22 protein-coding genes and 3 pseudogenes are annotated in these 26,406 nt (G+C 49.6%); 17 read left to right on the forward strand and 8 right to left on the reverse strand.

Translation table 11 applies throughout. The annotated features are described in order from the left end of the window. Positions 1-103 precede the first annotated feature (103 nt). Together K1I37_RS05425 and K1I37_RS05430 are read right to left on the reverse strand one after the other, a co-directional pair. Entirely contained in the window at positions 104-430 is a 327-nt protein-coding gene (locus K1I37_RS05425; RefSeq protein WP_021298168.1) for a hypothetical protein, read from the reverse strand. A 330-nt stretch (positions 431-760) separates the two neighbouring features. Further along, positions 761-1,141, reverse strand: a complete 381-nt coding sequence (locus tag K1I37_RS05430; RefSeq protein WP_021298166.1) for a toxin-antitoxin system HicB family antitoxin — start codon at positions 1,139-1,141, stop codon at positions 761-763. A gap of 384 nt (positions 1,142-1,525) precedes the next feature. Between K1I37_RS05430 and K1I37_RS05435 the strand changes: the two genes are divergently transcribed. Both K1I37_RS05435 and K1I37_RS05440 read left to right on the forward strand, forming a co-directional pair. Then, on the forward strand, positions 1,526-2,038 hold the full coding sequence (locus K1I37_RS05435; protein ID WP_021298165.1) for a DEAD/DEAH box helicase: 513 nt from the start codon (positions 1,526-1,528) through the stop codon (positions 2,036-2,038). A 136-nt stretch (positions 2,039-2,174) separates the two neighbouring features. Then, a complete protein-coding gene (locus K1I37_RS05440; RefSeq protein ID WP_021298164.1) occupies positions 2,175-2,762 on the forward strand; it encodes a YdeI/OmpD-associated family protein in 588 nt (195 codons plus the stop codon). Positions 2,763-2,911: 149 nt separating this feature from the next. On the opposite strand, the gene K1I37_RS05445 is transcribed toward K1I37_RS05440, so the two are convergent. After that, positions 2,912-4,636: an ABC transporter substrate-binding protein gene (locus K1I37_RS05445; protein WP_021298163.1), complete on the reverse strand. Its 1,725-nt coding sequence runs from the start codon at positions 4,634-4,636 to the stop codon at positions 2,912-2,914. Between the two features lie 392 nt (positions 4,637-5,028). Here K1I37_RS05445 and K1I37_RS05450 point away from each other — a divergent pair, with 392 nt between their 5' ends. The 4 genes from K1I37_RS05450 to opp4C are packed head-to-tail and all read left to right on the forward strand — an operon-like array spanning position 5,029 to position 8,900. After that, positions 5,029-6,015 (forward strand): ABC transporter ATP-binding protein, encoded by a 987-nt coding sequence (locus K1I37_RS05450; RefSeq protein ID WP_021298162.1) that lies wholly within the window; start codon positions 5,029-5,031, stop codon positions 6,013-6,015. Positions 6,016-6,025: 10 nt separating this feature from the next. Further along, on the forward strand, positions 6,026-6,994 hold the full coding sequence (locus K1I37_RS05455) for an ABC transporter ATP-binding protein (protein WP_021298161.1): 969 nt from the start codon (positions 6,026-6,028) through the stop codon (positions 6,992-6,994). Between the two features lie 19 nt (positions 6,995-7,013). After that, a complete protein-coding gene (locus tag K1I37_RS05460) occupies positions 7,014-7,973 on the forward strand; it encodes an ABC transporter permease (RefSeq protein ID WP_021298160.1) in 960 nt (319 codons plus the stop codon). Positions 7,974-7,988: 15 nt separating this feature from the next. Continuing rightward, entirely contained in the window at positions 7,989-8,900 is a 912-nt protein-coding gene (gene opp4C / locus K1I37_RS05465; protein ID WP_021298159.1) for an oligopeptide ABC transporter permease, read from the forward strand. Between the two features lie 1,109 nt (positions 8,901-10,009). Here the strand turns inward: opp4C and K1I37_RS05470 are convergent. Beyond that, the gene (locus K1I37_RS05470) at positions 10,010-11,326 is read right to left on the reverse strand and encodes an IS1380 family transposase (RefSeq protein ID WP_242215909.1); all 1,317 of its coding nucleotides are present in this window, start codon (positions 11,324-11,326) and stop codon (positions 10,010-10,012) included. Between the two features lie 376 nt (positions 11,327-11,702). Here K1I37_RS05470 and K1I37_RS05475 point away from each other — a divergent pair, with 376 nt between their 5' ends. From K1I37_RS05475 to K1I37_RS05485, 3 genes are all read left to right on the forward strand, one after another. After that, positions 11,703-11,984 (forward strand): autorepressor SdpR family transcription factor, encoded by a 282-nt coding sequence (locus K1I37_RS05475; RefSeq protein WP_021295567.1) that lies wholly within the window; start codon positions 11,703-11,705, stop codon positions 11,982-11,984. Next, positions 11,971-12,600: an SdpI family protein gene (locus K1I37_RS05480; protein WP_021295568.1), complete on the forward strand. Its 630-nt coding sequence runs from the start codon at positions 11,971-11,973 to the stop codon at positions 12,598-12,600. Before K1I37_RS05475 ends, K1I37_RS05480 begins: the two co-directional genes overlap by 14 nt. A 75-nt stretch (positions 12,601-12,675) precedes the next feature. Continuing rightward, entirely contained in the window at positions 12,676-12,996 is a 321-nt protein-coding gene (locus K1I37_RS05485) for a YbjQ family protein (protein WP_021295569.1), read from the forward strand. A gap of 362 nt (positions 12,997-13,358) precedes the next feature. Here the strand turns inward: K1I37_RS05485 and K1I37_RS21615 are convergent. Further along, positions 13,359-13,867 (reverse strand): annotated as a pseudogene (locus tag K1I37_RS21615) (transposase); the annotation flags it as partial. After that, complete coding sequence (locus K1I37_RS21620; RefSeq protein ID WP_322790872.1) at positions 13,845-14,051, reverse strand: hypothetical protein; 207 nt, start codon at positions 14,049-14,051, stop codon at positions 13,845-13,847. The pseudogene K1I37_RS21615 and the gene K1I37_RS21620, both read right to left, overlap by 23 nt. Before the next feature lie 361 nt (positions 14,052-14,412). Here K1I37_RS21620 and K1I37_RS05495 point away from each other — a divergent pair, with 361 nt between their 5' ends. The 6 genes from K1I37_RS05495 (at position 14,413) to K1I37_RS05525 (ending at position 21,434) form a co-directional block, all read left to right on the forward strand. Beyond that, positions 14,413-15,489: a sugar ABC transporter substrate-binding protein gene (locus K1I37_RS05495; protein ID WP_021295205.1), complete on the forward strand. Its 1,077-nt coding sequence runs from the start codon at positions 14,413-14,415 to the stop codon at positions 15,487-15,489. Between the two features lie 28 nt (positions 15,490-15,517). Further along, the gene (locus tag K1I37_RS05500) at positions 15,518-17,056 is read left to right on the forward strand and encodes a sugar ABC transporter ATP-binding protein (protein WP_021295206.1); all 1,539 of its coding nucleotides are present in this window, start codon (positions 15,518-15,520) and stop codon (positions 17,054-17,056) included. Next, on the forward strand, positions 17,049-18,086 hold the full coding sequence (locus K1I37_RS05505) for an ABC transporter permease (RefSeq protein WP_021295207.1): 1,038 nt from the start codon (positions 17,049-17,051) through the stop codon (positions 18,084-18,086). The genes K1I37_RS05500 and K1I37_RS05505 overlap by 8 nt, the downstream gene beginning before the upstream one ends. Positions 18,087-18,120: 34 nt before the next feature. After that, positions 18,121-19,323, forward strand: coding sequence for an S-methyl-5-thioribose kinase (mtnK, locus tag K1I37_RS05510; protein ID WP_021295208.1), 1,203 nt, complete (start codon positions 18,121-18,123; stop codon positions 19,321-19,323). Positions 19,324-19,642: 319 nt separating this feature from the next. Continuing rightward, positions 19,643-20,110: a hypothetical protein gene (locus tag K1I37_RS05520; protein ID WP_236613819.1), complete on the forward strand. Its 468-nt coding sequence runs from the start codon at positions 19,643-19,645 to the stop codon at positions 20,108-20,110. A gap of 43 nt (positions 20,111-20,153) precedes the next feature. Continuing rightward, positions 20,154-21,434 carry an MFS transporter gene (locus tag K1I37_RS05525; RefSeq protein WP_021295210.1) on the forward strand — a complete coding sequence of 427 codons (1,281 nt, stop codon included), beginning with the start codon at positions 20,154-20,156 and terminating at the stop codon, positions 21,432-21,434. 124 nt (positions 21,435-21,558) lie between these two features. Here K1I37_RS05525 and K1I37_RS05530 read toward each other — a convergent pair whose 3' ends face one another. Further along, positions 21,559-22,431, reverse strand: coding sequence for a VOC family protein (locus K1I37_RS05530; RefSeq protein ID WP_021294841.1), 873 nt, complete (start codon positions 22,429-22,431; stop codon positions 21,559-21,561). Positions 22,432-22,948: 517 nt separating this feature from the next. Continuing rightward, positions 22,949-23,634: pseudogene (locus K1I37_RS05535) on the reverse strand (SDR family oxidoreductase). Positions 23,635-24,401: 767 nt separating this feature from the next. On the opposite strand from K1I37_RS05535, the pseudogene K1I37_RS05540 reads away from it, so the two are divergent. Continuing rightward, a pseudogene (locus K1I37_RS05540) lies at positions 24,402-25,591 on the forward strand (transposase). A 160-nt stretch (positions 25,592-25,751) separates the two neighbouring features. Continuing rightward, complete coding sequence (locus K1I37_RS05545; protein WP_081653899.1) at positions 25,752-26,303, forward strand: zinc-binding dehydrogenase; 552 nt, start codon at positions 25,752-25,754, stop codon at positions 26,301-26,303. Positions 26,304-26,406 lie beyond the last annotated feature (103 nt).

The raw sequence follows: 26,406 nt of genomic DNA on the forward strand, positions 1-26,406 counted from the left end.
ACGGTGCCGTAAATTCGGCAAAGGGTGGGGAATTCATCCCGATGATTTTGGGGAATTTAATCCGTTATTTTTGGGGAATTGTATTCCGCTGTTATTGGGGATTTTACAGCCGATGTTGACACCCAGGTACCTTACACTTCGTCACAATTCGATGTACGGCGTCCCAGGTATCAGCCTGTTGGATCCAAGGAATCTTCGCAGAAAATTCGACCTTAAAGGCTGCAATAGCCTCTGCCTTAATTCGACGAGCATGACCGTGTCGTTTCTTCTTGACTCGGTCATGGTTTGAAAGGTCAGTACCAAACGTATCGACCACTGATTGCAGGTCTTGGAGCCTCTGATAAAACTCCTCCTCGCTTTGACGCTTAGGTTTAATCTCAGTGTTATACGTGTCAACCAATAGCACAAGCCAATCACGTTTAACGGACATTCGGGCTCCCTCCTTACCGTGGCTACGCTGTTGAAGGCGCATTTCCCATAGTCGGTTACGAGTACAGGTCTTCAACATACTTTGCATTCCGAACACGAGCTAACGTACTTTCTTTGTTCTGGGAAAATTTCGACTGACGCCAATCTCTGAGCGGAATGGGTTCGTCAAATGACCCAATCTCGTCAAAAAGGACTACATGGTTAGGCCAATCCCACTTGCTAAGTTCGTCCCAAAACCTGTTGTCCTGGATCAACGGCACGAGTTCTGGCACCATATGGTAATCCTGAGGATGCAAGTCGTAAAAAATTTCCTTCACCCGCCCATATTGCTTTACATGACGAGGAACGCGTTCGTGGTCCCATCAGGCTCGGTTTTGGTTGTTTCATAAAAAAGCAGGTATCTCGGGGGCGTGACGTGACCCAGTTTTGTGTTGAACAGGTAGACTTTATGTTCATTGGCAAGTTGCATGTACCAAGGATGTTGTGTCACCACAACAGCCTCGCGAACCTCTTTCACTGGCAGATCACCTACAATGACTCGTGTAAACCTCGGCGTCACGATACCCATCATCTTCTCAACCCTTTCCTCTAGTGATTCAGAGATAAAAGCATTCACGCTCTTTGAGGACGCCTGAGCACATTCTGCAACCTGTTTGTGCAATTCAGGGGAAATCCGAAGAAGTATTCGCCCACTGTAGTCCTCAACCGACATTTGGAACCTCCTTTTTCAAGAGACATGAGGTGATATCGGCTTTCCTGCCCCTTAGTTCAATAAGTGTAGCACATGGATAGCGTATGAATATGCAATGTCAATGTATAAACGACCGCCGCGTTTTTCTGCAAATTAGAACCGCGGAAAACACATCACACGCCTGCAGTGAGTTTTGAGCAGGTCTTAAAACATGCGAGAGCGAGATATGTTCTCAGACTGACAGCAACATTGGCTCGCAAGGATGGTAAGCACCCTATTGTGCTGATGCAGTGTGGCCCAGTTCGTTACAGAGTTGATGCAAAATCTCAAGCTGTCAAGCGACCCTTCAAGCATGTTGTCATCCCTCGACATACAAATTTTAAACTCTCCAGCGATGAGTTAAATTTGAGCATACAACAGGTGTATGGCCGATTACTATCCGATGAGTCGCGAAATGATATGATTTTTGACGATTTGCTGTCTGCCTTAGATCAAGGTAGGTCGCCAATTTTATTGACGGATAGAAGGTCTCATCTACAGTATTTTGAAGATAGACTGAAGGGGGTTGCGAAGAATATTGTTGTCCTGCGTGGAGGAATGGGGAAGAAACAGTTGAAAGCCGCCCAGGAAAAATTAAATGCGATTCCACCGGAAGAAGAACGGGTTATACTCGCAACGGGGCGCTTTATTGGCGAGGGGTTTGATGATGAACGTTTGGACACGTTGTTTCTTGTACTACCAATATCCTGGAAGGGGACGTTACAGCAGTATGCAGGCAGATTGCATCGTATTTACGATTTGAAACATGAAGTCCAGATTTACGATTACGTTGATAGCCATGTTCCCATGTTGGCCCGCATGTACCAAAAGAGACTGAAAGGATATCAAGCAATGGGTTACACAGAGCGCAAGTCGTAAATGAATTGTTTGGGTATACTCCGGATTCCCAACTTGGATTTGATCCCGACGGGCTGTACACTCTGTATTGGACAAATCAAGAAGAGGCATTCTGCGCCTTGAGCGTGATCGCAAAGATTAACGGAGGTACTCCTTGATGACAACTCATAAATTGAATCCGAAGGTTGATGAATTTTTAAGCAAGGCTAAAAAATGGAGGGAGGAGTACGAGAAGTTAAGAGATATTGCACTTGACTGTGATTTAACCGAAGAATTTAAGTGGATGCATCCTTGTTACACGTTTGAGAACAAGAATATCGTCTTAATCCATGGATTCAAGGAATATTGTGCGCTGTTGTTTCACAAAGGTGCCCTGTTGCAGGATACACACGGAATTTTAATCAGACAGACGGAGAATGTGCAAGCGGCCCGCCAGATTCGGTTCACGAGTGTTCAAGAAATCATTGAAATGGAACCCATTTTAAAATCTTATATTTACAATGCGATTGCGGTCGAACAGTCCGGTTTGAAAGTGGAATTGAAAAAGGATTTTACAATCCCTGAGGAATTCCAAAGCAAGCTTGATGAAAACCCTGCTTTGAAAACAGCCTTTGAAGCATTGACGCCCGGACGGCAGAGAGCGTACATTCTGTATTTTTCTCAGCCCAAACAGTCGAAAACGCGAGTGTCGAGGATTGAAAAATGTGTGGGGCGGATTCTCGATGGAAAGGGACTGAACGATTAACTGTATTGTCGAGAAAGCAGGTGTCGTGGCAGCTGGCTTACTATGTTGTGAACAGCCGGGCCAGTCCCGGTTCCCCCAAAAAATCATAGCGGGGAAGCCGGTCTGAACCACCTATCCCGTCTCCCCGCCATGACTGCGTGCAATCTAAGTTAGTTGGAAATCCACCAATCTGGACCGACAGGCCAAGCGCCCATTGGACCAAAATACTTGCTCGGGATATGAACTTTCTTGTTGTACACCTGCACGTCTTGATAGTTGAACAAGAAGATGATTGGCAGCTGTTGGTTGACGAACTTGTTGAATGCTTGGAATTGCTGCCCTCGGCCAGCTTGTGTGAAGTCTGAAGGCAGTGCCCATGTGTTTTTGATGAGCTTATCGATTTCCGTATTCGAGTAATGCCAATAGTTCCCCGCGTCTTGTGTGCCCCATGTACCACGCGGATCCGGGTCAGGCCCCAATTCATTCCCCATCAACCACATGTCGATATTGGGGGCATTGTTTTGCAAGTCGTTGATTAGGGTATTGAAGTCAATTGGGCTGTTTTCTTCGACATCAATGCCAACGGCTTGCAGATTCTTTTGGATGGCTGTAGCCTCCGATTCACTCGTCGCATTGCCAGCCGTAACCGCTAAGTGCAGGACAAGCGTCTTCCCGGTCTTGGGGTCTATCCGCCATTGCCCCTTCTTCACAAACCCCGCTTCATCGAGGAGCTGCTCTGCCTTCTTCGGATTGTATGGATACTGGTTTAGCTGGCTTTCCGGTGTACTGGCCCAACTATAGGCGTCAGGTGTAGGCGAGTTGGTTGGGACCGCCATACCTTGGAAAATGCCGTTGATAATCTGATTCCGGTTAATCGCGTAAGCGAATGCCTGACGGACACGTACGTCCGAGAAGTAGGATTTTTTATCATCCAAACCGAGAAACGCATATTCGGTGCTAGGCATGGTCGTCTCGACAATATTAGGATCACGCTTCATTTTAATTTTGTCATTGGCAGAAATCCCGTTAATCGCGAAGTCAATCTGCCCATTGGCCATTAATCCAGGCTCGACATCAGGACTAGTCTGTTCCAAGACCACCTTGGCGATGTGAGGTTTGCCTCGCCAGTAATTCGGGTTCACTTTAAACGTATCGATAGACTGCGAATTCGCGGATACCGGGATGTACGCACCAGATACGACGGTTGGTAACTTGTCGTATGACATATCCATCCAATCCGAGAAAGGTATGTCCTTTAAGACATGGTAGGGCAGTGGCGTAATATTGGCTAAATCGGCAGTGAGAAACGCCGCATCCGGCTGCTGCACGTGAACTTGAAACTCTTTGTCGTTGACGATAGTAAAGCCGCCTGTATCGGCAAAGGATTTTGCTTGGCCCTTCACAATTTTTGATGCGCCGACTACGTTGTCCACTAGATATTCAGATTGACCTTGCATGTGTGGGCCGTTGTATGCCGGTGAAGCCAAAAAGTCCATGTCTAACAAGACGTCTTTTGAAACGATAGGTTGACCGTCTGACCATTTTGCGTTTGGCTGAAGCCAGCATGTAATCGTCTTATGATCGCTAGAGTACTTATACTTCGCCACTAACCAAGGAATCACTTGAAGTTTGTTATTTACGTTTAATAGCGGATCGAACGACAGTTGTGTCATTGCCGCAGTATAGCCGCTAGAGTCTAGGTTTGGAATAAATTCGTCATTCCACTTTGTACCCTGTGCAACGGTTAGTGTACCACCGTCTGTTGGTGTACTTGCATTGTTTGCGGATGGGCTCTTGTTGGAAGCGGCCCCACTGTTGTCAGAGCATCCAGCAAGCAACAATGAAGACGTAGCGACGGCCGCAAGGCTTGCCAATACTCCTTTAACCTTTGACATGTACATCAATCCCCCTGTAGAACGTCGATTCCGACACCGTGGGTTCCGTTTTTAGAAAACGTGTGTTGGCCCACATCTCTGCTCTCTTACGATGAATGAACGTATATTGCAGATAATACCAATCGGATTTCTAAGATTGTAGAGTCCGTAAGAGATACTTTCAAGCAGAATGAGCAATTTTTTAATCTATTTCTTCCAGAGTGTATATCGTTATAACATGTGCGCACGATTTTGATTGCTTTTGTGGCAGTTGCCTTTACAAGTTTGCATCGCATCTATACGATTTCTGCGTACTGTATATACCTTTAATTCCTATTTGTTATTGGGGATATATCTTATAGATTTTAAAATGTTACGAATCATTATGGTGCTTTCATATGGGTGGGTGGCTCATGGCTGATGTGGTAGATAAGGTTGATCCGGTTGTTTCTGTTCGAGATTTGCGGACGTATTTCGTTCATAAAGAGGAAGAAGTCCGGGCGGTTGATGGCATCGATCTCGATGTTTATAGAGGTCAAATTGTTTGCATCGTAGGAGAGTCAGGGTCCGGGAAGAGCATGACGGCTTTATCGCTCATGCGTCTCGTACCGAAGCCTCGTGGAAAGATTGTATCCGGTAAAATCATGTTTCATGGTGTCGATATCCTGCAACTTTCGGAGCCAGAGATGACCAAGTTGCGCGGCAATGAAATCTCTATGATATTTCAAGAGCCCATGACGGCACTGAACCCGGTTTTGACAATCGGAGATCAGATTGCCGAGGTGTTAGTGCACCATCGACGTGTCGGGAAACGGGAGACGACGGCCAAAGCGGTAGAAATGCTTCAATTTGTGGGTGTACCTCGCGCGGAGCAAGTACTTCGTGAATATCCCCACCAGCTTTCTGGAGGGATGCGTCAACGCGTCATGATTGCCATGGCGATGATTTGTGAGCCCAAAGTCCTCATTGCCGATGAGCCGACGACTGCCCTTGATGTCACGATTCAGACTCAGGTACTCCACCTGATGCGAAAGATGAGGGACGATTTTGGAACCTCAATCATCTTGATCACGCATGATTTGGGTGTTGTTGCGGATATGGCGGATCAAGTCATCGTGATGTACGCAGGGCAAGTCGTCGAATCCGCGAACGCTGATGCACTATTCGAAGAGCCGCTTCATCCCTATACGATTGCGCTTCTCAAATCGGTTCCAACGATAGACCAAGAGACAGAAGTTTTATATTACATTCCCGGTAGCGTCCCGGATGCCACTGAATTTCCGACTGGATGTCGGTTTGCAGACAGGTGTCCATTGGCCATGGCGTCCTGCTTCGAAATAGCGCCAGAGGTGCGTGAAGTCCGACCTGGGCACTTGGTTCGCTGTCATTTGGTAGATTAGGGGGATTGTTGTGGCAGAAGTATTACTTGAAGTTGAGGGATTGAAAAAATACTTTCCCATTCAAAGTGGCCTATTGCGTAGAACAGTGGGACATGTCAAAGCGGTGGATGACGTGTCCTTTCGATTAAATTATGGCGAAACGCTGGGGATTGTGGGCGAATCTGGGTGTGGGAAATCCACGACAGGTCGAATGCTCATGCGCGTCATGGAACCTACGGCGGGAAGAATTGTTTTTGACGGACAGGATTTGACGAAGCTTCGTGGGAAGCAGCTGAAGGCCGTCCGTCGCAACTTCCAAATGGTGTTTCAAGATCCTTATGCGTCATTAAATCCACGGATGTCGATTCAAGATATTATCTCTGAACCTTTGGTTGTAAACGGCATTGCAACCGCAAAGCAGTCAGAATCGATGGTTGTACAACTCTTGGAGACCGTTGGTTTGCGGGCGAGAGATAGGTTCCGATACCCACATGAATTTTCCGGTGGACAACGTCAACGCATTGGGATTGCGCGTGCTCTCTCGCTTCATCCAAAGCTCATTGTGGCAGATGAGGCCGTATCCGCACTCGACGTTTCGATTCAGGCACAAATCTTAAACTTAATGGTTTCTCTGAAATCGGAGTTCAATCTGTCATATATCTTTATCTCGCATAATCTGGCGGTTGTAAAACACATCAGTGACAGAATCGCAGTGATGTATCTAGGTCATATTGTAGAGCTTGCCACGAAGGACGAGTTTTACAATAACCCGTTACACCCGTACAGCGAGGCACTACTATCTTCTGTACTGACACCTTCACGCAAGGTGAAACGCGAGCGAATTATTCTCACAGGGGACGTTCCAAATCCGGCGAATCCGCCAACGGGATGCCCATTTCACACACGCTGCCCAAAAGTGATGCAAGAATGTCGTGTAACTAGGCCTGTCCTTCGAGACATTCGGGCTGGTCACTCGGTAGCTTGTCATCTACACGCGTGATCGTCATAGGAGAGTGCATATGATTGCCTATATTATTCGCCGTTTGCTAGGCATGATTCCAATGCTGTTTGCCATTACCGTTTTTGTTTTTCTGATGATGCATTTAGCACCTGGAAACGCCATCGAGGCGATGATTAATCCACGAATTAAAGATATCGCAGCGCTAAAGCAACAATTAGAAGTTCAAAACGGATTGAACTTGCCGTTACCGCTTCAGTATTGGCATTGGTTGATTAACGTGCTACATGGGAATTTTGGCTGGAGTTTTGGTCAACACGAAGAAGTTACTCAATTGTTGGGCCCGGCGATGTACAATACCCTCATTCTGGCGGTGCTGTCCGAAATTCTCATCTTATTGATTGGTATACCGGTCGGAATTTTGCAGGCGCGCAGCCCATATGGGAAGTTTGATTATACCGTTTCAACTGCATCGTTTGTATTATTCTCCGTTCCGTATTATGTGTTTGCCGTCTTTTTAATTTATCTTTTTGCAATCCATTGGCATGTTTTCCCGGCGCAAAATTCAGTTGGGACAGGGCCGCTTGCGGGTACGTTTGTCGATCACATCTGGCACGCCATGCTCCCGGCTATCTCAATCGCACTCACGAACAATACGGTATACAGCCGGTACACCCGGGGCTCCATGTTGGACGTAGCTCGACAAGACTACGTTCGGACCGCGCGCGCCAAAGGGATTCCGGAACGCGTTGTGTACAGCAAACACGTCTTTCGCAATGCGAGAATTCCTATTGTCACACAGTTAGGTTTCGATTTAGGAGGATTGCTGGGCGGAGCCGTCATTATTGAGGGGCTTTTTAGTTACCAAGGTATGGGCTATCTCACGATTACCGCTGTGTCCCAGCGCGATTATCCGGTAATCATGGCCACAACACTCATTTTTGCGGTTTGTGTGCTGCTAGGGAATTTAGTGGCTGACATTTTAACTGCGGTGGTCGATCCCCGCGTCCGCTATAACTAGGAGGGAGAGTCGAATATGTCACTGAACACGAATCAATTGCTCTCTCCGCAAGAAGAAATGAGCAGGGAAAGCGGAGCAAAGAGTCCTTTTAGGATGGCCATCAATCGCTTTTTGCACAATCGGATGGCGATAGGAAGCGTCATCGTGTTGTTTATCATCGTGTTATTGAGTCTCTGCGCCCCACTCTTAACGCATTGGAATCCGACAACTCAAGATCTCATGAATGTGTCGCAACCACCATCTGCGAAACATTTACTGGGGACCGATAACAATGGCGCGGATCTCCTATCCCGAGATTTATATGGCGGGCGGATAGATTTACTCATTGGATTCGTCGATATGATTATCGTCATGGGCATCTCTGTCCTTCTTGGCGGGCTTGCCGGGTATTATGGCGGATGGGTTGATGCAGTGATTATGCGGGTTTGTGACTTTATGTTTAATTTCCCCTTCATCTTGCTCATTATCGTTCTGGAATCGATTATTAACACGACGTCAGTATGGTTACTTGTAGGTGTAATCGGCATAACCGGTTGGCCGGGACCGACTCGCATTATTCGATCCCTGTTTTTATCACTACGCGACGCCGAGTTTATCCTTGCCGCGAGAATTGCGGGCACCGGCACTTGGCGCATCATTGTCCGCCATATGCTGCCTGCCTCGTTAGGGCCGATTGTCGTGAATGCCACACTGCAAATGGCCGGATTAATTGGCGCCGAAGCAGCGCTCGCGGTAATTGGGTTTGGCGTGAAATCGACGACCCCCAGTTGGGGAAATGTATTGAACTCGTCGATGGACTATTTTACGTTATCGACTGAACCGTGGGCGTGGATTCCACCCGCATTACTCATTACATTGACGATTTTGTGCATTAACTTTATCGGCGATGGTTTGCGAGATGCATTCGATCCCACTTTTGAAAAGTAAAGTATATAAAAATTCACCAGGATAACCTCCCTTGGTTGTGGAATACATTTCCATGATGGAGGTTCCTTTTATGATAAAAATTGGATATAGGTTAATTTCGTTCGGCTTTGTATTGCTTATTGTCGCGGCATTATTAGGCACCTACATACACGATAAATATTTCTTTAATCCGCTCACTTTTCGAAACAATGACATCCTATATTTGCCTTGGAAATGGTACACCAAGCCACTGTCAGTGTAACGTCAGAGTCGACGCAACCAGTCTACGGAATGATGATTCGAACCCGCAATACCACAGTTTTGCAAGCGGTATTTCTTTATCCAGCGAGCCACGTCGCGACAATATGGACACAGCGTGGTAGTTGGGCTGGAAATGAATATATAGCCCTTACGCCTAGTTTACTGCAGTATGTGAAACAACAACTGAACTTACAAAAATAGTGAGTCAGTGGTTCGCGTGCTTTTCGTTTGATGGGAAATCATATGCTGAAAGTGGGGATGGGTGTGAAACGCGCAGCTGTGTTTTCCGGCTCGAGACTACTTGTGAAATTTTATATTCTACCTACTATTTCCACGGTGCTTTATTTGCTGCTAGTGGAGACTGCTTGGCACATAATCGGTTTCAATCCGGCTTTCGGATTGGTTACGTGGCTGTTTATTTATGGAGTTTTTCCGTTTTGGTTTTCTCGGTTAGCTGAGGTTGTGACATCAACCAAATCTAGACGAATTGGAACATTTTTTGTATATGCGGCAGCGGTATGTTTCCTTGCTTACCTTGGAGAGTGGATTAGTTTACATGCTCTGAAAAATCCTCAACTTACCGGAGCAAACGAAACGTTCGGTATCATACCCATTATGCGGACTTTTGAATGTGCAATGGCACTCATCTTGTATGGTGTTTACTATCTTATTCACAAGCACATGAGATTAAGTTGAACCCGGATTTCGACGATTAGGTGATTAAGGTCACTGATCGGAACCTGTTTTCGAGTATTTGGTGGATTTGTTAGCGGACACGGCGAAATCATGGTACGGAACTAGAGCAATGGACACACTTCCCCCCTCCCCAAGCCAGGCTATGAACTCCACTTTTTCAATTGGAAGAAAATCTACGTGGCGGCATGAAGCATGAGCAACGACCGATGCTTGGCATACACGGGAAGACGAATGCTCCACTGGCGTGCATGACGCACTAGAATCCCAGGTAGATGGAATAGTCTTCGTCTGAGCCGTCCGGCGGTCCACTGTCGCACCCTTGGTTGAAGCGCGACGTGCTTGTACAGCAGGAGTAGATTATACGCAAGTAGCTTTAGACCTTGTAGCGCTTTGTTGGCATCGAAATTTTGGCTGGAGAATTGGTCGATGGCGAATCCATATTTGGCTTCCTTGATGTGATTCTCAGCGTTACCACGAAAGTTATAGAAGTGCCATACATCCTCGCCGCGCCAGTCAAGCGTTGTGGCAATCGCCTCGTATTCCCAGAGCCACTCCGCACACAGGCACTCCTGTGGGTCAATGTCCAAGCGACGCACAATCACGACCCGCCGAGGCCTGTCCCAGGATGTTGCCTGATACATGATGGAAGTAACGTCACAATGTTTCCGGTCACTCTCTGTGATGCAGTGCCAGAGGAGATTTGGCGCTTGCGCCAACTGTGCGAGTCGCTTGGTCCACTTCAGTTTGATGACGTAATCCCGCTTGTCTTGCTCCAATATCTGAAACACTTTTTCTCCGGTAAACCCTTTATCCATGCGGACGGCACGAATGTTGACGCCATCCGGCAACTGGTCTTTCATCGCCTTGTAGAAATTCGCAAATCTATCTGATGTATGGGCGTCACCAGAGCGCAACTCATCATAGAGACAACAACCAGTGAGTGAATCAAACGCCAGCAAGGGATGGAAACTCGCTCGTCCGTGATGGTGTGGATTATATCCAACAGCGGACTGTTGCTGCGCGCCATAAACAGTCTCTACAGAGGAGTCGATATCGACCACGATGCTTTGTCCTTTGGGGAGAAGTGACTTTAGGATTTGTCTATGCGCCGAACGTATCGCCTTGATGCCAGCGTCGGAGCCAAGCCGCTTGAGGTCCTTATATAACAGAGTCGTATCAGGCAGTTTTGGCACGTCCAACTTCAGCTTCAACAGGGGATCTTGTTCGATGTCCTCAAAGTGGAAAATCCGTTCCTGACCCAGCAAGGAACCGAAAATGACGGTCAGAGCAATATCGTCCATGTGGAACTGGGTGTTTCTGCCCTTGCGTAATCCATGTACCCAAAACTCCCTGTCAATACCCGTTCCCAAAACGAAATCTATGAGACCAGCTGCACCGCCAAAGGAGGTGGCGGCATTCAAATCGTAGCGAGTATGAATTGTAGAGCTTTTACGAGCAAACTGACTTCGTGTATGATTATATTGTTTCACCCAAAAGGTGCTCCTTCCTAGCGAAGATGTGGTTCTTGACAAACTCATCTTAGCCATACGGGGAGCACCTTTTCAATTATTCACACCAGTTCATGAGGACACAATCGTCGAAATCCGGGTTGAACAGAAGTCGCCATAAGGTACATTTGTGCCAAGTGGCGGATGCCGGGAATTTGACACACCAACGCTGGGCTATGGGCAGTTTCTTCATTATTTATCCTAGCACATTTATTTCTTTCGTTTTTAGCCATATCGCTATATAATAAAGAAAAGGATTTGTGAAGCACCGATGACGGAATGAACGAATCATTTTCACCAACAGATGGATTGAATTGGAGGATGGAAAACAGCGATAAATGAAACGGTGGGTAGTCGCATGAACGAAAGTGTATTTAAGGCAATGGCGGATCCGACACGTCGGAAAATTGTTGAATTATTAAAGCAAGGGCCGAAAACCGCGGGGGAAATTGCTGATCATTTTACACACGCTCAGCCAACCGTTAGTCGTCATTTGAGCGTGCTCAAAAATGCGGGTTTGGTCGTCGACCAGCGAGAAGGCACCTTCATTGTCTACCGCCTCAACACGACCATTCTTCAGGAGTGGTTGGCGTGGCTTCTTGAACACTTTGGAGGTGACCAGAAACATGAAAAAAAGTAACGCGATGCCGTGGTGGGGTTGGGCATCATGGATTTTGACCCTTATGCTTGGGACGGTTGCGTATGCATATCTTCCGGCACAGGTTGTTGGTAAAGCAGGTCGAATGACGCCGCGTTTGCTGGTGGTTTCGTACGAACCAGCCACTATGCTCGCAATCATTCTTTTATGGTATGTGCTTTGGCGGTTGGATCCAAAAAAGAGAAATTATGAATCCTTCTGGACCACGTATCGCTATATTGGCGGTGTCATTGTGGTGTGTATGGGATTCGTGTATCTCACGGTCCTGGGTCATGCGTTACACATTGCATCGATGCGATTCATACCGACGGCAATCGGCATTATGTTTATGTTGATAGCCAATGTCTTACCTCGTATTCATCCGAATTGGTGGATTGGATTTCGAACGCCATGGACGCTTTCGAGTGAGGAAAGTTGGAATCGTACACATCGCTTAGGTGGGCAATTGGGCATTCCGACAGGGATTCTTATCATCATTCTCGCGTGGGTGCTACCCACGAATTCCGTCATGAAACTGGCAGTTCTCATACCGATTATTTTGTGGGGACTGATTACGGTTGTGGCTTCGTACTTTTATGCAAAAGAGAGCCATAATTAATGTCAACAAACGCGTCAATGATTGAATTGAGATGGTTTGATTTTGGATTCTAGAACTCGGGAAGGAAGTAATTAAATGTTGATTGTAACGACTGAAAACATCCACGGGTATCAAATTGAAAAGGTCCTTGGTCAAGTGTTTGGTTTGGTCGTCCGGAGCCGTGGCCTAGCGGGTAATATTACGGCAGGTCTTCGTAGTTTGGTTGGTGGAGAAATCAAGGAATATACGGAGATGTTGGAGGACGCTCGGAAACACGCAATTGATCGGATGGTTCAAAATGCCCATGAAATGGGCGCAAACGCGATTGTGATGATGCGCTTTGATTCCAGTGAAGTGGGGCAAACCATGTCTGAGATCATTGCGTACGGCACAGCTGTCGTCGTGCGAGAGCAATAATCGTGCGAACGCTCATTGTGATGACCTATGTTGTCGGCGCGTTATTGGTTTTGGGCGCAATGGTATTCACCTGGCGAACAAGGAAGAAACGTTTGAAGACAAATGTAAAAAAACCGCCAAAGGGCCATATCAAGACCGATGAAATATTTATCGATCCGACAACAGGAATTAAACAGCAAGTCTGGTTTAACCCCAGGACTGGAGAAAGATTCTACGAGACCATAGACCATTAGAAATGTGAGCGTTTTGCAGAATGGTCGTTTTGGGTGGAGGTGAAAAAGGAACAACACCTAGGGTAAGTAAAATAAATTCCACATACTGGTATTCTTGCGCCGTTTCTCGTCAGGTCAACTCGTTATGATTTATGCAGTCTTCTTGTGTCGTTCGATATGGTTCACAGCTAGTGCCGATGCAAGTAACACCATCGCGTTGAGGAACATGTACGTCTTTACTTTCGGATGCCTCGGTGTGGTGCGCAGTACCGCCGAATATCTTCTGTGATCCGCTTTTTGACCATACCGTAGTTGGATTCGGAACATGTCGCGATTCCAAGCGGACAATCTACCTTCCCAACCGCGTGCGGGCAGCGAAACTTTAGTCGGTCCCCATCCGCACCCCAATACACCATGTTATATCCCATCGTGCAACGCGGCGTCCCGTCCGATGTGATTCCTTCAAGCGGTTCTTTTTCACCGCGCTTGTTCATCGCGATAATTGCCTGTGCATCATATTGACGAACCGTTTCATAGTTTTTGACTTGATCATATCCAGCGTCTATCATGACAAAGTCGATTTTCCAACCGTGCGTCGTCACGACGTGTTCCAGCAATGGCGCCGCCATCTCACCATCAAAGACGTTCGCTGGTGTGAGCAGCCAGCAGTGCACGCAGAATCGCTTCACGATTCATAGGTTTCGCGCCTTGGGGTGACTGTTTTCTCAATTTCGAAGCATAGGGTTGTAAATCCAAGACAGCAAAGAACAAGGGAAAACGATCGCTGGAGTCAATTTCTAGCCAGTCCTCAAAGGGAAAGAGCGATGGTTGGAGAAGATACAAGTGGGACTTCCCTCCTCGAAAATTTCTGGTTTGGTCACTTGAAATCTTCTCGAAGGTTGGGGTGAAGTCCTTTTTCATGCGCTCAGAACCCTTGCCCTGCGGGAGTTTATAAATTCTGCAAAACGCTCAATTGACAAATTGGAATAATAGATATTAAACTGACCGAAAATATAGAATTGCCGATCGGTCCACCGAAGGTTCATTCCTGTCTACAATTCCCTTGGCTTGATTGCCATGGATGGCAGGGTGGGCCTTTTTGTGTTCAATCAATGGGGGTGGCACTGGAGATTGCAGCTTGGGCAGCCTTGCGCATTGGTGGTGCAGGAAAATCAGTGATGGAGAGAGATGAGGGGGAGCACACATGAAGCGTCAGATGAAAAAATTAATCTTGCCAATCGCGGCCGCACTGGTGTTTGCGGCTGGATGCGGGACACAGGCCGCGACTTCCAACGCAGCCACATCGAACACATCGGGTTCCGTGAAGGTAAAACCTGTACATATTGCGGTGGTCAGTCTGTACGACAACGATGAATGGTCGGCACAGTTTTTGAGCGGGATCAAGGCCGCTGCGCAAGCATATCCCGATGTCACCCTGACCGAGACGCAAGCTTCGTATAACCAGGCGGAAATGGTAAGTCAGCTTCAGGCTGTGATCGCCCAGCATCCGGATGTCATTATCGTCAACCACGCATCACAGCCTTCAGCTCTGGCACCCGCTGTTCAACAAGCCATTAACCAAGGCATCAAGGTAATTAGTGTGGAAGCGGATATTCCCGTCAAGGGTGTCGCGCATGCGAATGAGAACAATCAACAATTAGCGACCTTGTCTTTGAATGCGCTGGCGCAAGGAATCCATAATAGGGGAAACATCGCCGTCATTTGGGTTGGTGGTTTTACGCCGATGGTGCAACGGGAGGTGTCGCTCAAAGCATTTGAAAAGGCACACCCAGACATTCACGTCATTGCCACTTACGGAGATGCGAGCAACACCACCATATCCGATACCATGGCTCGAACGGAAGCACTGCTGAGACAGTATCCCAACGCAGGACAGCTCAGTGCGATTTGGGCTTCCTGGGACCAGTTTGCCATTGGCGCTGTCAAAGCAGAGCAGGCGCTGCAACGCAATGTCCCGATTTACGGCATTGACGTGTCCAACCAAGATCTCGCTTTGATGAAGCAGTCAAATTCACCATGGAAGGCCACAGCCGCAAATGATGTCTATCAATACGGGACAGCCATGGTCAACTACGCGCTTCGGGATGCCTACGGGGAATCAATTCCATCGTCGATCTGGATTCCAGGTGCACTGATCGAACAATCGAAACTGCCTCCGCAAGGTGAAAACATTCACGACTTCTTTCTCTCCATTCTGCCGAGTGAAACCAGCTTAGGCAGTTCACCTTTGTTGCAACAATTGGAAAAAGAAAAGCAGTGAAGTCTGTGTGGAACTGGGAGTGTCGCCGTTGAATGGATTGGTTGTCAAAGGCTTGAGCAAATCGTTTGATACAGTTCAAGTGCTGAAGGAGATTTCGTTCACCTTACTGCCCGGAGAGATTCACGCGCTCGTTGGGGCCAACGGCGCCGGAAAGTCTACGTTGATCAACGTGCTCTCTGGGTTGTTCACGGCGTACGAAGGGACCATCGAGATTGATGGCACCCCCATCACTTTGCACAATCCGGCTGCGGCTCATCTGGCTGGCATTCGAACACTGCATCAGGAATTTGATGTGAGTTTGTTTCCGAGCCTTTCCGCAGCCGAAAATTTACTGTTGCAGACTCGGATTGGAATGGGCACGCCGTGGGTGTTTCCGCCTCGTGGCGTGACCCCGCGTTTGAAGCAACAATTGGAGATCATTGAAGGCGGCACGATACCGCTCGATGAGCGGGTTTCCAATTTGCGGCTGGCGGATCGTCAGAAACTGGCCATTGCGATCGCGCTGGATGAGCGTGCTCGCTTCCTGATATTTGACGAACCTACGGCTTCCATCTCTCCAGACCAGGCGGATCATTTGTTGACGGTCCTCAAGCAGCTCCGTGCGCGAGGGATGGGCATTCTGTACGTTTCGCACCACTTGAATGAAGTTTTTCGGATAGCGAATCGCATATCCGTGCTGCGTGACGGAAGGCTGGTCGACGAATTTTCTGTTTCGGAAGAGGAACGCCAATCAGCGTGGCTGCGTGACCGCACCATCCGGGCGATGTTGAACAAGGAAGTGATGGACTTGTATCCTGCGCGTCGGAGAAAGCCTGCCGCTGCGGCGCCTTTGGTCACAATCCGCAACCTGACAACGCCTACGGGTGTGACCAACGTCAATCTGGAGATTTACCCAGGTGAAGTGGTTGCGCTGACCGGATTGGTTGGCGCTGGCAAGACGGAGTTGGTGCGAGCTTTGTTTGCCTTGGATCCAGTGACCTCCGGCGAGATTTCCTGGGAAGGAAAGACAATCGTACGACACACGCCGCGGACCATGATTCGCCGCGGTACTGGCTTTGTCCCTGAAGACAGGCACCATCAGGGGCTGCATCTGAATCATTCCGTGCTGGAGAATTTGAGCTTGCCGTTTTTGCAAGGGGTCAGGGGCTTTGCCGGAGGGGTATCCCGGGCACGTGAAAGGGCATTGGGCGAGACGCTGAAGCAAGCAGTTGGATTGGTGGCCCCCAGCTTGGCGATCGAGGCACGCGGACTCAGCGGAGGGAACCAGCAAAAAGTCGTGTTTGCGAAATGGCTGCAAATTGCAACGAAATTGCTGATATTGGATGAACCTACCAAAGGCGTGGATGTGGGTGCCCGGTCCGGTATCTATCGGTTGATTCGCGACATGGCTGAACGAGGCGTGTCTGTCTTGATGGCTACCTCTGAATTGGATGAAGCGATTGGTAATGCGGACCGCATCATGGTGATGCACCGGGGGCGAATTGTGTACGAAACAAGTGAGGACATTGGGTCCGATGCGTTGATGAGCTATGCAACAGGTGGGAAAGGAGGCATGCTCCGTGGCTGACGTACCGATCGTATCAGAGCCCGCGCAGTCCGTCGCAAAGCGAGTCGTTGCCGACCCTAAGTTTCTGTTAGGCAAATACGGCACGGTGGCGATTTTTGTCTTCATCATCATTACCTTTAGCATCCTTCGCCCAAAGTTTCTGACCGTCTCTGACTTCGCCGATATTTTGGTGTCGACGTCCATCACGTTCTTCATTTCCTTGGGCGTGATGTCATCACTGGTGGTGAATGGATTCGACGTCTCGATTGGTTCCGTCGCCAGCCTGGCGTCGATGGTCGCGGCCGGGCTGATGGTTCTGCACAAGGCGCCGCTTTGGATCGCGATTGTTGTGCCGCTGGCAGTGGGTGCCGCCGTCGGATTGGTCAACGCCCTATTCATTGTCCGCTTCAAAATGCCTGACCTGTTAGTCACCTTGGGGATGATGTTTGCCGTGGATGGTATCCAACAAACCTATTCGAATGGTGAGAATATTTATCCACAAATGGCGTTGTCTTCGGGGAAAACGGCACCAGGCACGTTCTGGCCAGGTTTCAACTACATTGCGAGCGGCAAGCTGTTCGGCGTACCGTTCCCGATTATCCTGACCGTCATCATCGGCGCCGTCATGTTCTACCTATTCGAAAAAACGCGTTGGGGGCGGCAGTTTTACGCCACTGGGGACAACCCGGAAGCCTCACGGATTGCGGGCATTCCGGTGCACCGTTATCGAGCCTTCGCATACGTGTTATCCGGGGCTTTGGCAGCAGTTGGCGGCATTGTTCTGGCATCTCTGCTTGGATCCGGCGAAAACGAGGCGGGGGCTCCCTATTTGCTGAATGCTGTGACCGCGACGTACATGGGTTTTTCCGTCTGGGGGCTGAACCGAGCCAACGTTGTCGGAACGTTCGTCGGCGCGCTGTTCCTTTCAGTGTTGCTCACCGGGCTGACCATGTTGAATGTCCCGTACACAGCCCAAAATATTTTCCAGGGTGGGTTACTCATTCTAGCCATCGCTTTTACTGCGTTTTCCAATCGTAAACGGCAGGCATAATCAGATTCACACGGCAGTGCTGGAGGGAGTACGCATGAGCTATCAGGCACTTGACGAGCAGACACTTGTTGAATACATCAGGAGGACTCCAGAATCTGCAAAGTGGTTCCCTTCGGAACAATCTCTGGAGACCTCAGATTTGGCCGACGGCAACATGAACCTTGTGTTTCGAGTCCGAGCGGTCGCAGCGCCAGATGGACCATCCGTGATTGTAAAGCAGGCCCTTCCGTACGCCCGGTCAGTGGGCGAAAGCTTCGGCGTCCCGCTTGACCGAATTCGAATTGAAGCGGGCGCTTTACAGATTGAGGCAACGTACTGCCCGGATTGGGTGCCAAAAATTTATCTGTACGATCCGGACATGCATGCGCTCGTCATGGAGGACCTTCATCAACACCTCGTGATGCGTCGTGGAATGATGAAGCAGATCAAATACCCTCATTGTGCCACGCACTTGGGGACATTTCTTGCGCGTTCCTTGTTTTATACATCCGATTTATATCTATCCTCGGAGACGAAAAAGAAAATGGCGTGCGAGTTCGCGAACCCGGCATTGTGTAAAGTGACGGAAGACCTGGTGTTCACCCACCCGTTCATGCAGCACCCCGAAAACAGATACAGCCGCAGTCTCGAGGCGTACGTGCTGGAATTTCAAGCGGATGAAGAATTGCTCGCAGGGGTTCTCCAGCTGCGGGAAAAATTCATGTCGCAATCCCAGGCATTGATTCACGGTGATCTCCACACGGGTTCCATCATGGTCAATCAGGCGGAGACCAAGGTCATCGATCCTGAGTTCGCTTGTTACGGCCCCATGGGATTTGACATTGGGTCTTTGGCGGGGAACTTCGCCCTCAGTTACATTTCGCAGGCCTATCACGCCTCCTCACAAGCATCCTGTCATGCCTACCAGGCTTGGATTGTCAGCACGCTCCAGCAAATCTGGGAGGTGTTTGAGCAGACGTTCTGTTCGCTGTGGGATGAAGAGGCGGTTTTGTGGAAAAACGACACCTACAAAAAAGCTTATGTCGTGTCCCTTCTTCAGGATACCGCAGGATTTGCAGGTGTTGAGATGATACGGCGTGTGCTCGGCCTGGCTCACGTTGCGGACTTGGACAGTATTGCGGACGAGCAGGTACGGGCGCCGTTGGAGCGTGCTGCGCTGACGGTCGCGGCGCGTCTGATCCGAACTAGGAGGAAGCTGCAGACGCCAGAAGACGTAATTGGGTGCATGTTCGACTGATCATCATGTTATATCAAATACTACTAATCACATTGGAATGGTATAATTTATATTGAGCGGCCGTAAGGACGCTCTGTATACTGAACGCACTGTGAGATGATATGGGTTCGACCGGTTTTGGCGCAACGTGCGTACCCATACCTTGCACAACCCGGCTGAATTTAAGCAACGAAACGTTGGCAATTGGTTTGTCAACGGTTTGGCCCCTGAACCTGGTTACTATTCCTGAGGGGGCTGGCGCGCTCGTGGCAAGACACTGTTGCGGGTGATGAATTTGTACAATCCTTCGCAGCTCCGTATACACGAAGGGCAGGTATTGGTGCTTCACATCTGCGCGACACCGGGCCTTGGCTGGCTTTTACCGCAGATCCAGGCGCGATTGGCACACGTCTATGGGCGGCGGGTGTCGTGCATGCTTGACGCCCAGCCGAAGGGCATCAGCCCCTCCGCCCTCGATGCGTATTCTGGCGCCGCTGATGTCAACACGCTGCTGTCGGCCTTGTCTTCCGGGCGTCAGACGGTAAGGCTTTGGGTTGTCGACCACCATTTGTCTCACGGAATGCACGCAAATCTGGGCGGTGTCACCGGAGATGGGGTCGCACTGGTGTCCGCCAAGTGGGCCGGTCACGAAGGCGCCGTTTCCATCGCTGCCCATGAGGTCGGGCATCTGCTGGGGCTTGCACACTGTCGCGGTGTCTGTTTGATGCACCCTGTGAAGACGCCTGCTGCGGCATTGCGTCGAACAACACGGCTCTGCAAGTCATGTGTTCAGCAACTCTCGCCCTAGGTAATCATTGCGGCTTTTTGAGATTTGAAGGAGGAACCACGCGATGAAAAACAAGACCGGAATCCTCATTTTGATGTGCCTGTCGATGCTGCTCAGCTACGTTCCCTGGTATAACTACTCTGCGGTTTCCGGTTTGTTGTCCAAGCAGTACCATATCAATCCGTTCCAATCCGGGCTCATTCTTTCCCTCTTTCAGCTGGGGTATGTGATTGTTGTCCCCTTTACTGGATGGCTGGCCGATCGCTTCGGCATCAAGCTGGTTTTGATCACGGCCACGTTCGCTACCTTCGTCTTTTCCATGTTGTTTGGCTTGGTTTCGAATGGCTTCTTGTCAATTCTCATTTTACGCTTGCTGACCGGGATGGCGGCAGGCGCGATTTATGCGCCGGGCATGTCGCTGTTGTCCAACTGGTTTGAGCCGCAGCGCCGCGGCACGGCTATCGGGGCTTACACGGGTGCGCTGACCGCTGCCTATGCTGGCGGGTATTTTCTTGCAGCGCCCATCGCTGCCAGCTTTGGGTGGCGCGCGGGGATTGTCTGGTCATCGCTTCCTGCTCTGATTGGCGCCATCTTGCTGTTTTGGATCAAGGAATCCCCTTTGCAAACCCAATTGTCATACGATGGGGCAGCGCCGCCGGTCGCTGCGCTGCCTCGGCTCAGCCCGGGCGGGGGATATGCGGGGCCAGGCATCATCACCCTCTCGTACTGCGGACACATGTGGGAACTGTATAGTTTCTGGGGCTGGATTGGGCCTGCGATGGTGGCTTCCGTCGTGATGACCGGAGCGAGCCTGGACCACGCGACGCGATACGGGGGCATTCTCGCGGCAATCATCATTCTGATTGGTGCGCCATCGTCCTACCTGTGGGGGATCTTTGCCGATCGCGTCGGACGTCTGCGCTCTATTCTAATCTCCCTGGTTTGCTCTGGCATCGGTGAGTTGCTGATTGGATGGACCGTACATCAGGCAGCGCTCATGACCCTTGTTGGGTTCTGGGTGGGATTTTGGGTGATTGCCGACTCCGCGCAGTACAAGGCAGGACTGACCGAGATGTCCGAACCACGCGTCCGGACAACCTTGCTAGGATTTCAGTCCTCCATCGGATATTTGATGACCGTCTTCGGACCTACCGTTTTCGGCGCGATGGTGAAGAACGAAAACCATGTGGTGAATTCTGCGGATGCGCACGTGTGGTGGCCCGCTTTCAGTGTGTTGGCTGTAGCTTCCTTGATTGGCATCATCGCAGCGCTTTGGCTTAGAAAAGTGCCGCAAGCCAAATTTATGAACGGAGTTGCACAACCCGACGCACCAAGCGGACAGTAGCTGCCCATCACCTTGGAAAAGGGCTGTTCCCAAAGGCATTCCGTTGCCTTTGGGAACAGCCCTTTTGCTGTGGAGAAGACTCCTCTGCCAGGCGGTTCATCGGGTGCTGGGTATGACCGTCCGTTCAGCGCTGCGCATGCTTTTCCATGCGCAGCGTAATGCCTTGCAGTTCCAATTCACGGTTTTCCGGTGCTTGATGAAAGGAAAAGAGAAAGGGTTGGGGTCCCTGGATTCGCAGGAGGTCACGAATTTTGCCTGCGCCAGTCGGCTCGCAAAGTGTAATGAATTCATCTTGTTCGGGAATGCGGACGCAATACGCCTGAATGTCGGACTGAATCCAGCTTTCACTCGGGGTGCTTCTTGTCAACACGCCCCAATGTTCTACGACGCGTGGGAGATTTTCGACGGCAATGGCGACCTCACGAAGTCTCGGCGCACGCTGGTCCAGCGGCGGACGAACGGATTGGGGGTGGGATGCGTCAACCGGTTCCCACTGGACAAAGCAAGGACAAGGGATACCAGGTCCGCTGGCGCTTTCCACGTAGACGATTTTCGACCGAATCACTTTGTCACAGCAAGGGATTTCCACGTAAGGGACGGGGTCGCTGACGCTGACGCGAAACCCCTTCTCGCGCAGTTCAACGGCTTTGCGCTCGATATCATCCGTCCCAAGGGCAATATAGGGTGTCCTGTGGTGCGCCCGTGTACTGGCCAAGCCTGCTTCCGCTGTTGCACGGGCAGACCGGAAGGGGGATTTTGTTGGAACAAACTGCAAGAGCACATTGCCGGCTGCGAACGTTGTACAATTCGTGAGTGCGTCTGTCGTAGATACCTCTTGGATTCGATGAAATCCAAGCCTTCGCAGTGTCGGCTCGACATCGACACATACGCGGCGGTCCACGGGATGCAAGATGTGGTCAATCCAGGTAGAAGTGCTTGCCAACGCAGTGTTACAGTTCTCGTGCATGCCTGAGGCGATAAATGATGACCAACTCATCGTTTCCCACCCTCTTGATATCCACAATTTTGATTTCGGATTGTTCGATCTATGTTCGAATCGTCGATAACGTTGTCTGCCAGTCGCTGAACTGGCTGCGGGAAAGTGAAACTTGATAAAATTCGTTAGAGAGTGATTTCATTTCTGCCTCCCCAATCGCACTCATCTCACAGACCCATGCGAGGGTGAAGCGTTGAAAACTCAAAAAGAGACTCTCGACTGCTTGATAAACAAGTGCGCGAAGAGCCTCCAGTCGCCTGGTTGGTACTCATATTAATACGGTGTGTTTACCGGTTTTTACTTGGCCTTACCACGAATTTGGGGCGCGGTCAACATGCAAACTGAAGCCCTTGTGTTCGGTTTGTGCGTTGGCGGTTGGTGCCCCCTTCGGAGCAGCGTGGACTGAGGTGGTGGCAAGATGCGTGTGGGACATTCGTCGTCATTGGAGGGGATGGTGGGAAAGGTCGAGGGGGGGCAAGTGCCCCCCTCTCGGTCGCGGATAGGTTGTCTCGTTCAATCAGTAAGCCGTCCATCCAGCATCGGCCGTGATGACGGTGCCGTGAACAAAACTGGCATCATCCGAGGCGAGGAACAATGCTACTTTCGCAATTTCGTCTGGTTGGCCGATACGCGGGTTGCCGCTCATGCCAACCATGGCACGCTGCATGCCGAGGGATGACATGTTGACGTTTTGCATGTCACTGCCGATGTTGGTTTCAACACCGCCGGGGCGATGGCGTTGCAACGAGTGCCGAGCTGTGCGTATTGAAATCCAACGTTCCTTGTCAATCCGACGATTGCGTGTGTCGACGCAGTGTAGGCAGCACCTGCGCGTGACCCGAACAGCCCGCCAACTGATGCGGTATTCACGATGACCCCGCGTCCCTGTTGAATCATGATGGGAAGCGCCTTTCGGATCGCCCACATGGGACCGGTTACATTCACCGCGAAAACTCGCTCCCACAATTCATCGGTGACGTCGGCGACGGCCGTCATCTTATCCATAATTCCAGCATTGTTGACCAAAATGTCGAGTGACCCAAACGTCGTAACGGCCGTATCTTGTTCAAGTGGCGGATGTTCGTTTGCTCGATATCTCGCCAACGCCGTGATATGCATGGAGGAGCTGAGTCGTGTTTCCGGATCACAAGTATCCGAATCGGAGAGGGTATCTATATTGAGCGGGATTTTGGATTGCGGCATGTGTCGTACACCATTCCTCTCTTAATGTCTGACTCAAGATTGACATGGGAGACGAATGAATTTTGCTACAAATGCGTGATGAGTAAAATGCTCAAAACAATGTTTGAGGGCCCTAGGAGTAAGTAGTTGCCGTAAATCAAAAATTGGGGTGTACTGAGGTCCAACTGGAGCATAGATGATGCAATGGTAAGATTGGTATACATCAATCTGGGCATCGAAGAGTGAATTTTGAATTGATAAATTACGCGAAATGGGCAACATTAGGGGTCACTGTCACCGCGATGACTGTTATAGTCGGATGTGGTAGGCAGTAACCCAGTCAGTTGACAGAACTGATAAGGGTGCTAACCTTGTTTCAAATGAAACACCAAACTCAACTATAACCCAAAACAGTAATTCCACACTAAGTCAGCTCGATTCAATGTTCTACCTTCCGCAAGTTAGTTCGGGTGAGATGATGAAGGCCTATAGTGTGGATAGTGCAAAACAACTAGGAAAAAGCAATCCAAAAAGATAACTTAAAAACAAAAATATGGTTTTCGATCAGCGTATTCCCGGACTGAACATCCAGACCGTTGTGTTAAATATGGAGAATACTTGGGGCATGAAATTCACTTTTGGATTTAGGGATAACTTATATTGAGCGTTTCGCAGATTTCTAAGCCCTTGCAGGGCAAGGGATAACAGGGCAAAAAAAAGGACTTCACCTCAACTTCGAGAAGATTTCAAGCGACGAAACCAGAAATTTTCCGAGGAGGGAAGTCCACTTGTATCTTCTCCAAAAGTCCCTGTTCTCCTTTGAAGAGTGGCTAGAAATCGAAACCAGTGAGCGGTTACACGTCTTCTTTACGGCGTTGGACCTTGAGCCGTATGCCGCAAAGTTGACAAATGCGTCACCCCAAGGCGCAAAGCCGATCAACCGGGAGGCGGTTTTAAGGGCTCTGCTGGCTGCCCCTATGGAAGGCATCCCTACATTTACTCGGTTGCATGAACGTCTTGATCGAGATTTGCGTTTCCGGTATCAGTGCGGATTTCGGCTGGACGAGGCAGCGCCATCGATTGCAACACTCAGTCGGGTCTTCAATGCTGTCGTGGATAAGGGTCTTGCCAAGGACCTCTTCGCTGATCTGGTCAGTCAATGCAAAGGGGCTGGCATCATCGATGGAAGTCATCTTGCAATCGATAGTACAGCAATTGGCGCCTACGAGAAAAAGCAGCCAAAATCACGCAGCCAAGAAACAGGCAACGCCAACTGGAGCGCCAAGTATGACACGTTTGGCAACAAACTCACATGGTTCGGGTACAAGATTTATCTTGCGGTGGATACCGCCAGTGAGCTACCGGTATCTTTGGACGTCACACCCGCCCATGTGTATGACGTAGAGATGGAGATTCCATTAATGAAAGATGTTGTCGAAAGCTATGGCTGGAAAGTCAAGTTTGTCATGATGGACGCCGGGTATGACCAGGTAAAAAACTATGAAGCCGCCCGTAGTTACGGTGCGCAAGCAATCATTGCACTGAACAAGCGAGGCGAAAAGGAACCACCTGCCGGGGTTGCTTCAAACGGCACACCTCGCTGCTCCATGGGCTACGACATGGTGTACTGGGGAGCCGATGGTGACCGATTAAAGTTCCGTTGCCCACACGCTGTTGGTAGGGTCGACTGTCCGCTTGGGATTGCAGCTTGCTCTGACTCTAACTACGGAATGGTCGTCAAGAAGACTGTGCAGAAGATATCCGACGCTACTCGAACCCTCACCGAAACACAAGAGGTTGGACAGAACTCTACAATGAACGAACTGCCGTTGAACGTTGCAACTCTCGACTCAAGCAGAATCTGACCGTGAACGACGTTCACGTCCGAGGCATCCAGAAGGTTACGATCCACGTTTGTCTCAATGCCATTGTCCTACTCGCATCCGTACTGGCGGCGGGCGTAGCAAACAGTGTATAGAAAACAGCCTAAGCCTGCACGTCTCTAGAGACTGTGACAGCAACATAGTTACCGTTCAAAATTGCGTTATAGAAATTGTAATGTGTACCCATCAAACTAGTATCAATTCCCTTTTTCAATTCGTACAGAAAATTATTTCTGCAAAACGCTCAATAAATTGATGCCCCGCCCTGGGGATTCCATCGCGATTTATGGGTGTGGAGCTGTGGGATTGAGCGCAATGATGGCTGCAAAAATTGCTGGGTGCTCTACCATTGTTGCCGTTGAAGTCCATGACAGCCGTCTCGAATTGGCAAAAGAGCTAGGGGCTACCCACGTGCTGAATGGGAAGACGGTTGATGTCATTTCGGAGATTAAAAAGATCACCAATGGTGGAACACACTATGCCGTTGAGACCACGGGTGTTACGCCTGTTGTTCTACAGTCTGTAAGGGCTTTACGTGCTTTGGGTACGGTGGCTATCGTTGGCGCGACTGGTGAGGTTACGTTCAACGTTCAGTTGGATATCATGGGCGAAGGTAAATCTGTCGTCGGGGTCGTTGAAGGCGACGCTGTTCCACAGTTATTCATTCCGAAGCTCATTAGCTACTACAAGGAAGGCAAATTCCCATTTGACCGTCTCGTGGGATTTTATGAGTTCGAGCAAATTAATCAGGCGTTTGAGGATTCAAAAAATGGTTCGGTGGTCAAACCGATTTTGCGGATTAGCTAATTCGTTCGTTTACTCATCAGGCGCGCCGGATAAGGAATGATCCTGGCGCGCTTGTTTATTGTGCGTTGCCCTTTGCAATTGGTCTTCGTTTATACGATAGTAA

Origin of the sequence: Alicyclobacillus acidoterrestris (assembly GCF_022674245.1) — a bacterium.
GTDB classification, from domain to species: domain Bacteria; phylum Bacillota; class Bacilli; order Alicyclobacillales; family Alicyclobacillaceae; genus Alicyclobacillus; species Alicyclobacillus acidoterrestris.